Source organism: Actinomadura miaoliensis, from assembly GCF_039536785.1.
Lineage (GTDB): Bacteria > Actinomycetota > Actinomycetes > Streptosporangiales > Streptosporangiaceae > Spirillospora > Spirillospora miaoliensis.
Genome location: NZ_BAAAZG010000071.1, coordinates 1 through 10,450 on the forward strand (window position 1 = coordinate 1; position 10,450 = coordinate 10,450).

General features: G+C 73.3%; 8 protein-coding genes. 3 read left to right on the top strand and 5 right to left on the bottom strand.

Features of this window, described 5'->3' with window-relative positions; genetic code table 11:
• A partial coding sequence (locus ABD811_RS40405; RefSeq protein WP_344958430.1) for an ABC transporter permease occupies positions 1-726 on the top strand: 726 nt, incomplete at its 5' end.
• Positions 727-797: 71 nt separating this feature from the next.
• Here the strand turns inward: ABD811_RS40405 and ABD811_RS40410 are convergent.
• The 5 genes from ABD811_RS40410 to ABD811_RS40430 all read right to left on the bottom strand — a co-directional run bounded on the left by ABD811_RS40410 (position 798) and on the right by ABD811_RS40430 (position 7,700).
• The gene (locus ABD811_RS40410) at positions 798-3,302 is read right to left on the bottom strand and encodes an ABC transporter permease (protein WP_344958433.1); all 2,505 of its coding nucleotides are present in this window, start codon (positions 3,300-3,302) and stop codon (positions 798-800) included.
• Positions 3,299-4,093, bottom strand: a complete 795-nt coding sequence (locus tag ABD811_RS40415) for an ABC transporter ATP-binding protein (RefSeq protein WP_344958435.1) — start codon at positions 4,091-4,093, stop codon at positions 3,299-3,301. Before ABD811_RS40415 ends, ABD811_RS40410 begins: the two co-directional genes overlap by 4 nt.
• Positions 4,094-4,519: 426 nt before the next feature.
• Positions 4,520-5,200, bottom strand: coding sequence for a response regulator (locus ABD811_RS40420; protein WP_344958467.1), 681 nt, complete (start codon positions 5,198-5,200; stop codon positions 4,520-4,522).
• 183 nt (positions 5,201-5,383) lie between these two features.
• Positions 5,384-6,604: a sensor histidine kinase gene (locus ABD811_RS40425; RefSeq protein ID WP_344958436.1), complete on the bottom strand. Its 1,221-nt coding sequence runs from the start codon at positions 6,602-6,604 to the stop codon at positions 5,384-5,386.
• A 175-nt stretch (positions 6,605-6,779) separates the two neighbouring features.
• Positions 6,780-7,700: a RecB family exonuclease gene (locus tag ABD811_RS40430; protein WP_425549510.1), complete on the bottom strand. Its 921-nt coding sequence runs from the start codon at positions 7,698-7,700 to the stop codon at positions 6,780-6,782.
• Positions 7,701-8,039: 339 nt separating this feature from the next.
• Between ABD811_RS40430 and ABD811_RS40435 the strand changes: the two genes are divergently transcribed.
• Both ABD811_RS40435 and ABD811_RS40440 read left to right on the top strand, forming a co-directional pair.
• On the top strand, positions 8,040-9,233 hold the full coding sequence (locus ABD811_RS40435; RefSeq protein ID WP_344958439.1) for a site-2 protease family protein: 1,194 nt from the start codon (positions 8,040-8,042) through the stop codon (positions 9,231-9,233).
• 98 nt (positions 9,234-9,331) lie between these two features.
• A complete protein-coding gene (locus ABD811_RS40440; RefSeq protein WP_344958441.1) occupies positions 9,332-10,357 on the top strand; it encodes a tRNA (adenine-N1)-methyltransferase in 1,026 nt (341 codons plus the stop codon).
• Positions 10,358-10,450 lie beyond the last annotated feature (93 nt).

The following is a 10,450-nucleotide window of genomic DNA, read 5'->3' on the forward strand; positions in this document are numbered from 1 at the left end:
CGCGGCTACCCCGCGACCGGCCTGGACCCCTCGGGGCGGCCGGCGCCGCCGTCGGGGGAGTTCTGGCTCGGCGCCGACGCCCTCGGCCGTGACGTGCTGGTCCGCGCCGCCTACGGCGCCCGCGTGTCGCTGCTGGTGGGGGTGGGCGCGACGGCGCTGGCGACGCTGCTGGGCGTGGCGGCGGGCACGGCCGCGGGCCTGCTGGGCGGCGCCGCCGACACGCTGCTGGGACGCCTCGCCGACATCGTCCTGTCCTTCCCGTACCTGCTGGTCGCGATCGTCGTGGCGACCACGTTCGGCGGGGGGCTGGTGACGACGGTGTGCGTGATCGCGGTGTTCTCCTCGGCGGCGATGGCGCGGGTGGTGCGCGGGGAGGTGCTGGCGATCCGTGAGCAGGAGTACGTGCAGGCGGCGCGGGCGCTCGGCGCCGGCCCCCTGTGGATCATGGCGGTGGAGGTGACGCCGAACCTGGCGGCGCCGGTGACGGCGCTGGCGTCGCTGCAGGTGCCGCAGGCGATCGTGCTGGAGTCCACGCTGACGTTCCTGGGCGCGGGCGCCGACCCGTCCACGCCCAGCTGGGGCGGGATGCTGGCCGAGGCGCAGGACTACTACCAGACGGCGTGGTGGTTCCTGCTGGTGCCGGCCGGGCTGCTGCTGGCCACCACGATCGCGTTCAACGTGCTCGGCGACGCCGTCCACGCCGCCGTCAACCCGCGCCGCGCGTGACCGCGCCCGCATGAGAACGGGCGTCCCGCGCGGCCGCAGCCGCACGGGACGCCCGCCCCCGGGACGCCGGGTCACTCGGTGGAGATGGCCTTCAGCACGTCCATGCGCCCGGCGCGCCACGCCGGCCACACCGCCGCCACCACCCCGATCACGGCGGCCACCACCACGTACACCGCCAGGGTGCCGACGGGGACGCTCAGCTCGGTCAGCCCCTGGCCTTCGAGGGCCTGTTGCAGCGCCGCGCCGAACACCACGCCGATGGTGATGCCGAGCACCGCCCCGAACACCGCGATGACGATCGACTCCAGCCGGATCATGCGGTGCAGCTGCCGCCGGTTGATGCCGATGGCCCGCAGCAGCCCGATCTCCCGGGTGCGTTCGATCACCGACAGCGCCAGCGTGTTGACCACCCCGACCGCCGCGATGATCACCGACATGACCAGCAGGATGGTCAGGAACGTCACGAACCCGTCGACCTGCTCGGCGGCCTCCTCCTTCAGCCCGCTGCGGTCCTGCACCTTCACGTTCGGGTAGTCGGCCAGGGCGCGTTCCACCGCCTGCCTGGTGGCCGCGTCGGAGTTCGCCGCGTCGATGATGACGCCCTGCACCCTGGGCCGGGCGGTGTGCGCCAGGTACGTCTGCTGCGCCACCACCCGCGAGCCGAGCGACTCGTTCTTGGCGTACACGCCCGCGACCCGCAGCCGCTCGGTCTTCCCGTCGGGGAACTGCACCGGCACGACGCTGCCGACCGTCCACTTGTTGCCGTCGGCGACATCCTCGTCGACCAGCATCCCGTCGCGGCCCAGCGCCGTCCCGCCGGACACCATCTTCAGGTTGGCGCCCCGCGACAGCGCCGCGGCGTCACCCGCCACGTAGTACTCCCGCTCGCCGCCGAACTTGGCCTGCCCGAGGTAGTACGCCGTGGCGGACGTCACCCCCGGCGCCGCGGCGACCTTCCCGGCGACCTCGGTGCCCAAACCGCCCGCACCGGTCGGCGACACGATGTAGTCGGCGCTGAACTGCTTGTCGATCTGCGCGTCGACGGACGCGCGCATCGACGACCCCAGCACGTTCACCGCCGTGATCAACGCCAGGCCGATCATGAGGGCCGCGGCGGTGGCGGCGGTGCGCCGCGGGTTGCGCAGCGCGTTCTGCCGCGCCAGCCGGCCCGGCGCGCCCATCAGCCGCGCGAACGGCGCACCCAGCACCCGCACCACCGGCACGCTGATCACCGGGGCGAGCATGGCGACGCCGAGGAACACCAGCAGCGCCCCGACCCCCACCGGGACCGCCGGGTTGCCGCCGCCCCCGGCCAGGCCCAGCCCGATCAGCGCCGCGCCCGCCGCGGTCAGCAGCGACCCCAGCGCCACCCGGATCCGCAGCGACCGCTGCGGCAACGCCACGTCGTCGCGCATCGCCGCCACCGGCGGGATCTTGGCGGCACGGCGCGCCGGGAAGTACGCCGACACCACGGTCACCACGATCCCCACCGTGTACGACCAGAGCACCGGGGTGGCGGTGAACACCAGGCCGCCGCCGTCCTCACCCATGAACTGGGCGTTGAGCAGCGCCGCCAGCCCGGCGCCCGCCGCCAGGCCCAGCGTCGACCCGACCACGCCGACCGCGACGGCCTCACCGACCACCGCGCGGGTGATCTGCGGGCGGGCCGCGCCGATCGCGCGCAGCAGCGCCAGCTCCCGGGTGCGCTGGGCGACCAGCATGGAGAAGGTGTTGAAGATGATGAACGCCCCGACGAAGATCGAGATCAGTGCGAACACCAGCAGGAACGTGCGGAAGAAATCCATGAACCCGGCGACGTCGCTCTTGGCGTCCTCACGCAGCTGGGTGCCGGTGACCGCCTCGACCCCGGCGGGCAGCACCCGCGCGACCCGGTCGCGCAGCTCGGCCTCGCCGGGCCCCGACGAGCCCATCTGGATGTCGGTGAAGTAGCCGGGGCGGCCCAGCAGCCGTTGCGCGGTGGGGGTGTCGAACGCGGTGATGGTGGCGCCCATCATGCCGCCGGCGTCGAACATCCCGACCAGCCGCATCCGCTGCGGCGGCCCCTGCGTGGCGATCTTGACGGTGTCGCCGAGGCGCAGCCCGGCCTTGTCGGCGGTACCGGAGTCCAGCACGACCTCACCGGGGCCGCGGGGCGCGCGCCCGGAGGTCAGGTCGTAGTCGCCGCCGGGCACCCAGTTCACGCCCAGCTGCGGCGGCCCCTGGCTCTCCGCGCCGACGATCTTGCCGTCGCGGCCGACGACGGCGGCGTACCCGGTGACGTTGCCGGTGACGTCCTTGACGCCGTCCACCTTGCGCAGCGTCTCCACCAGCGACGCGGGCACCGGCGGGGACCCCGACCCGTCGTCCATGGGGTCGTCGACGGCCTTCTTGGCCCGCACGTCCACGGCCACGTTCTTGCCGATGCCGTTGAACAGGTCGTCGAACTGCTTGTTCATCGTGTCGGTGAAGATCAGCGTGCCGGACACGAACGCCACGCCGAGGATCACCGCGACGGCGGTGAGCACCAGGCGGATCTTGTGCGCCGCCAGATTGCGGAGGGTGACCCGTGCCATCATCGGGCGGCCACTCCCGGCAGCTCGAAGCCCTTCATCCGCTCCAGCACCCGCTCGGCGGTGGGCTCGGTCATGGTGTCGACGATCCGCCCGTCCTGCAGGAACAGCACCTGGTCGGCGTAGGCGGCGGCGGACGGGTCGTGGGTGACCATCACGATCGTCTGGCCCATCGAGGTCACCGACTCGCGCAGGAACGACAGCACCTCCGCCCCGGACCGCGAGTCCAGGTTCCCGGTCGGCTCGTCCGCGAAGATGATCTCCGGCCGGGACGCCAGCGCGCGGGCGCACGCCACCCGCTGCTGCTGCCCGCCCGACAGCTGGTTGGGACGGTGCTTCAGCCGCGGCCGCAGCCCCACGGTGTCGATCACCTTGTCCAGCCACTCGCGGTCGGGCCGGCGCCCGGCGATGTCCATCGGCAGGGTGATGTTCTCCAGCGCGGTCAGCGTCGGCACCAGGTTGAACGCCTGGAAGATGAACCCGACCTTGTCGCGGCGCAGCCGGGTCAGCTGCTTGTCGCGCAGCCGGGTCAGCTCCACGTCGCCGATGTAGACCTGCCCGGAGTCCACCGAGTCCAGGCCCGCCATGCAGTGCATCAGGGTGGACTTGCCGGACCCCGACGGACCCATGATCGCGGTGAACCGGCCGCGGGGGATGCCGACGGTCACCGCGTCCAGGGCGATGACCTCGGCGTCGCCGGAGCCGTAGACCTTGGCGATCTGCTGTGCCCGTGCGGCGAAGTCGCCCGCCCCGGGCGCGTCGAACGCGTCGGCGGTCGGTGGGGCGGTGTTCGTCACGTGAACTCCCCTGTCTGAAAAGTGGAACGCGGAATCGGAAGGAACGGAAGGGCGGACACCGAGCCGGACCGGCTCGGCGGCGGCGTCGAACTCCCCCGTCGATCGCCGTCACAAGAACAGTAGATGCCGCGAGTGACCGAAAAATGAGTCTCAGGCAGGGAATCGGTGCTCCGCCCCCGGCAGGAGGACTCCACCCCCGATCGTCCTACCGGAGTAGGGGACCCCCGGCCACAGGACAGGGACCGCTCAGGGCGCACCTCAGGGCGCACCTCAGGGTGACCGCCGGGGACGACCGGGCCGACCTGCGGCGACACCCCCGCACGACCCGCCCCACAAGGGCGGACGACCCCGCCCGAACCACCGCCGGAGGCCCGCCCGAACCCCCGGCACGAACCGCCCCGCGGCCCCACCGCCGCCGGGGCGCGCTCAGTTCTGCCCGGGACGGCTCAACCCCGTCTCATAGGCGTACACCACCGCCTGCACCCGGTCCCGCAGCCCCAGCTTCGCCAGCACGTTCCCCACATGCGTCTTCACCGTGGTCTCACTGACCACCAGCTCCGCGGCGATCTCGGCGTTCGACAACCCACGCGCCACGTGCGTCAGCACCTCACGCTCCCGCTCGGTCAGCGTGTCCAGCCCCGGCGGCGGCGCCGCGTCGTGCACCGCCGGCAGCCGCGTCGCGAACTTGTCCAGCAGCCGCCGCGTCACGCTCGGCGCCACGATCGCGTCACCCGCCGCCACGATCCGGATCGCCTGCACCAGATCCTCCGGCGGCGAGTCCTTCAGCAGGAACCCGCTGGCCCCCGCCCGCACCGCCTCGATCACATACTCGTCCAGGTCGAACGTCGTCAGGATCAGCACCTTCGGATCGTGCGAGGCCGCGCCGTCGCGCACGATCCGCCGGGTCGCCTCGATCCCGTTCGTCCCCGGCATGCGGATGTCCATCAGCACCACGTCCGGCAGCAGCGACCGGGTCAGCTCCACCGCCGCGGCACCGTCACCCGCCTCACCCACCACCGCGATGTCGGCCTCCGCCTCCAGGATGAGCCGGAACCCCGTCCGCAGCAGCGGCTGGTCGTCCACCAGCAGCACCCGCACCGCGCTCATGACCTCGCCCCGACCCTGCGTCCCGCGTGCCGGCTCCGGCTCATCCACCCGCTCCTCGCCTCGCCGCCCGGCGCGCTCAGCGCCGGGCCCCTGCACCGTCCCCCGGCCACGACCACGCGGCCGCCCGAGGCCGTCCGATGGGTGACATGGGGGGACGCCGTCCCCGCCACGCCGCCGACCAATCTACGCCTTCAGTGGAAACCGGGCCCGCACCCCGAAACCGCCCCCGACCCGCGGCCCGATCCGCAGCTCACCGCCGTACAACGCGACCCGCTCGTACATCCCGACCAGACCGTGCCCCGGTTCGTCCCGGTTGTCGGCCATGATCGTAGCGGTGCCGCGCCCGTCGTCCTCGATCTCCACGGTCAGGTCCTCATCGGTGTAGTACAGCCGCACCCACGCGCGCGCCTGCGCCCCGGCATGCTTGAGGGTATTGGTCAGCGCCTCCTGGATCAGCCGGAACGCCGCCACGTCCACCCCCGGCGACAGCGTCCGCGCCTCACCCTCGATCCACAGCTGCACCGACAGGCCCGTCTCCCGCACGTTGTCCAGCAGCTCACCCAGATCGCCCAGACCCGGCTGCGGCACCAGCTCCCGGCCCTCCTGCTCACCGTCCCGCTCGGTCCGCAACACCCCCACGATCCGGCGCATCTCGCTCAACGCGGTGCGCCCCACCTCCTCGATCGTGGTCATCGCCTCCCGCGCGCTGCCCGGATCACGATCCAGAATCCGCCGCGCCGCACCCGCCTGCACCGTCATCACGCTGACATGGTGCGCCACCACGTCGTGCAGCTCCCGCGCGATCCGCGACCGCTCCTCCACCCGCGCCGCCCGCGCGTCGTTGCCGCGCACCCGCTCCAGCCGCGCCGCCCGGTCCTCCAGCTCGGCGTAGTACGCCCGCCGCACCCGCAGATTGCGGCCCAGCACCCACACCCCGACCAGCAGCCCGTTGTCCGACAGGTACGTCAGCAACCCCAGATCGACCGGATAGCTGATCAGCAACCCGTTGAACACCACCAGCGCCAGCAACCCGCCCAGGCAGCTGCGGGCCAAAGCCCGATGCGCCGCCACGCTGTACACGCCGATCAGGAACGCCACCACGTCCGGCACGCTCGGCCGGTAGTGCCCCAGCCCCAGCCACACCTGCACCGCCGACATGAAGCACAGCGTCGTCAGCGGATGCGTCCGCCGGAACGTCAACGCCATCGCCGCCGCCGCGACCAGGACCAGCTGCAACGCGTCCGGCCCGGCGAACGCGTCGCTAAGCTCCGGCGGCAGCCGCTCGACGTACAACTGCGGCAACCCCGCCGCCAGCAGAACGACCGCCAGCAGCGCGTCGGCCGCCTGCGGACGCGCCTGCAGCCAGGCACGACAGCTGCGAAGTCCACGGATGCGGGGTGACACGACTCTCACCCTAGGAGCCCGCGCCCGCCGCCGAGCCATCCTGCACGCGGATTCGCCGTCCTCCCCAAGGATGAACCGCCCACCTCACCCACCGCATACGGCAGGCACACCACCACTGCCGCCGACCCCGACACGCGGCGCCCGCCGCACCCACCCGGCCGGCAGGCCCCCCGCGTCACAGATCGCCGTGCTCGCGCAGCGACGACTCCAGGTCGGCGGGGGAGGGACGGCCCACCGGCGCCGTCGGCAGCGGCGGGGGAGTACCACCGAACTCCGGGCAGCGCACCTTGTGGTCGCACCAGTCGCACAGACGGCTCGGCCGGTGCCGCCACTCACCGGTGTCCATCGCCCGCCGGATCGCCTGCCACAACGCCTCGACCTTGCGCTGGGTCGCCCGCAGATCCGCCTCGTCCGGCGCGTACCGCAGGATCTCACCGTTGCCCAGATACATCAGCTGCAGCAACCGCGGCACCCGGCCCTGCAGCCGCCACAGCACCAGCGCGTAGAACTTCATCTGGAACAGCGCCCGCGCCTCGAAGTCGGCACGCGGCGCCGTGCCGGTCTTGTAGTCGACGATGCGGACGTCACCCGACGGCGCCACGTCCACCCGGTCGATGAACCCGCGCAGCCGCAGCCCCGACTCCAGCACCGTCTCCACGAACACCTCGCGTTCGGCCGGCTCCAGCCGCCGCGGATCCTCCAGCGTGAAGTACCGCTCGACCATGCGGCGCGCCTGCTCCAACCAGACCGCCTCGCTCTCACCCCCCGCCCCACCGGACGCCCCACCGGACGCATCGCCGGACGGGGCAGCGGACGCATCACCGGACGGGCCACCGGACGGGTCAGCGGGCGCGTCGCCGTCGCCGGCCGACGCCGCGGCACGGAACAACTCCGCCAGCTCCGGCTCCTCGGCCACCAGCCGCTCCCACTGCGGCACCAGCATGTCCACCGCGGCCTGCACCGTACGGGCCTCGGTGGGCAGGTCGAACAGCTTCTCCAGCACCGCGTGCACCAGCGTCCCCCGCACCTGCGCCGGACTCGGCCGCTCCGGAATCCGGTCGATCACCCGGAACCGGTACAGCAGCGGACACGTCATGAAGTCACCCGCCCGCGACGGCGACAGCGAACCCACCACCGCCACGTCCCCGCCCGCCTCCCGGTCGGGCGCGCGCCGCGGCGCCGGCGGAACCCCGGAAGTCTGCGAGCTGGCTGGGCGATCGGCCTCGGCGGTCGTCATAGCCCAGAGCGTAGGGGACGCCCCCGACGAAATCCCGCACCCCCGGCGGCCTCACCCACCGCCGCGCCCGCGCCACCCGGCCACACCCGCCCACCGCCCCCGCAGGTCACGCACCCGCCCCCACCGGACCCTCCCGGCACCCGCACCCCCGGCCGCCTGGCACGCAATCGGCGCCGCGAGGGCCGTAGCATCGAGAACGTGGCAGACAGCGCACCCCAGACCGAGGGCAAGACCGACACCGGCGACACCGCGGGCCCCGGCGGCGGCCGCCGCGACGCCGGCCCCGGCCTCTTCATCGGACGCCTGTTCGGCGTGCCGGTGTTCGTCTCGCCCAGCTGGTTCCTGGTGGCCATCGTCGTCACCATCATGTTCGAAGGCCAGGTCAACGGCGTCGTCTCCCGCCCCGCCAGCTTCGCCGTCGCCTTCACCTACGCCGTGCTGCTGTACGGCTCGGTGTTCGTCCACGAACTCAGCCACGCCGTCACCGCCCTGCGCCTCGGCCTGCCCGTCCGCCACGTCACCCTGCACATCCTCGGCGGCGAGACCTCCATCGAACGCGAGGCCCCCACACCCGGCCGCGAGTTCCTCATCGCCTTCGCCGGCCCCCTCGTCAACCTCGTACTGGCCGGACTCGGCGTGCTGGCGCACCTGCTGCTGCCCCTGCCGCCCGTCGGGCTGCTGCTCGTCGACGCCCTCACCTTCGCCAACCTGCTCGTCGGCCTGTTCAACCTGCTGCCCGGCCTGCCCCTGGACGGCGGCCGCCTCGTCCGCGCCGCCGTGTGGAAGTTCACCGGCCGCTCCCGCAACGGCGCCGTCTTCGCCGGCTGGGTCGGCCGCGGCGTCGCCGTGCTGTGCCTGCTCGCCGGCGCGTTCATCGCCACCTACCGCATCGACGGCACCGGCGGCGCGGGCTTCGGCTGGCTCGGCCTGCTGTGGTCGGCCCTCATCGCCTCCTTCATCTGGGTCGGCGCCGGCCAGGCCATCCGCGCCGAACGCGTCCGCGACCGCATCCCCCTGCTCGACGCCCGCCGCCTGGCCCGCCGCGCCACCCTCGTCACCGCCGAGACCCCCGTCTCCGAAGCCGTCCGCCGCGCCCACCACGACCACTCCGGCGCCCTCGTCGTCGTCGACGGCGACGGCCGCCCCCGCGGCCTGGTCAACGAGAAGGCCGTGCAGGCCACCCCCGAACAACGCCGCCCCTGGATCTCCATCGGCGACCTGTCCCGCGGCCTGGAACCCGACCTCACCCTGCCCGCCGACCTCACCGGCGAGGACCTCATCGCCGCGCTGCGCCGCGCCCCCGCCTCCGAATACCTGCTCCTCGACACCGACGGACGCGTCTACGGCGTCCTGGTCGCCGCGGACGTCGACCGCGCCTTCGCCGGAGTCTGAAACACCCCCACCGAGACCGCCCCCGCCCGCCCCTACCGCCCCTTCGCGCGCCTTCCGCGTGGCCTGAGCGGACCCCGCACACCGATAACCTGACCACCATGAGCGAACCCACGCCGAACGGCGCAGACGGCGTCAACGGCCCCGACGGCCCGGCCACCGGCCGCGTCCCCCACGGACCCTTCCGCCCCGGCGACCAGGTTCAGCTCACCGACCCCAAAGGCCGCGTCAACACCATCACCCTCCAGACCGGCAAGCAGTACCACTCCCACAAGGGCGCCATCGCCCACGACGACATCATCGGCAGCCCCGAAGGCACCGTCTTCCGCAGCACCGGCGGCACTGAATACCTCGCCTTCCGCCCCCTGCTCGCCGACTTCGCCCTGCGCATGCCCCGCGGCGCCGCCGTCGTCTACCCCAAGGACGCCGCGCAGATCGTCGCCATGGCCGACATCTTCCCCGGCGCCCGCGTCGTCGAGGCCGGTGCCGGCTCCGGCGCCCTCACCTGCTTCCTGCTGCGCGCCGTCGGCGAACACGGCCTGGTGTCCTCCTACGAACGCCGCCCCGACTTCGCCGACATCGCCCGCGCCAACGTCGAACGGTTCTTCGGCGGCCCCCACCCCGCCTGGCGCCTCACCGTCGGCGCCCTCGAGGACGCCCTCACCGAAACCGAGGTCGACCGCGTCGTCCTCGACATGCTCGCCCCCTGGGAATGCCTGGACGCCGTCGCCAAGGCCCTCATCCCCGGCGGCCTCGTCTGCGTCTACATCGCCACCACCACCCAGATGTCCCGCGTGGTGGAGGACCTGCGCGCCCACGGCTCGTTCGCCGAGCCCTACGCCTTCGAGACGCTGCTGCGGTCCTGGCACGTCGACGGCCTGGCCGTCCGCCCCGACCACCGCATGGTCGGGCACACCGGCTTCCTGGTGACCGCCCGCCGCCTCGCCGAGGGCGTCACCCCCCCGATGCGCCGCCGCCGCCCGGCCAAGGGCGCCCACCCCGCCCCGGCCCCCGAGACGCCCTCGACCCCCGGGACGCCCCCCGCCCCCGGGACGCGCCCCGCCGAAGAGCCCGCCGCGGGCACCGCCGAAACCGCCCCACCGGCCCCCGACACCCCCGAGTCCTAGATCACAGTTCGGAAATCCCGAACGATCCCCACCACCCCCGCGACCCCGCCTCCACCCCCCACGGCAACGCCACGGCCACCTGCGGGCATGGAC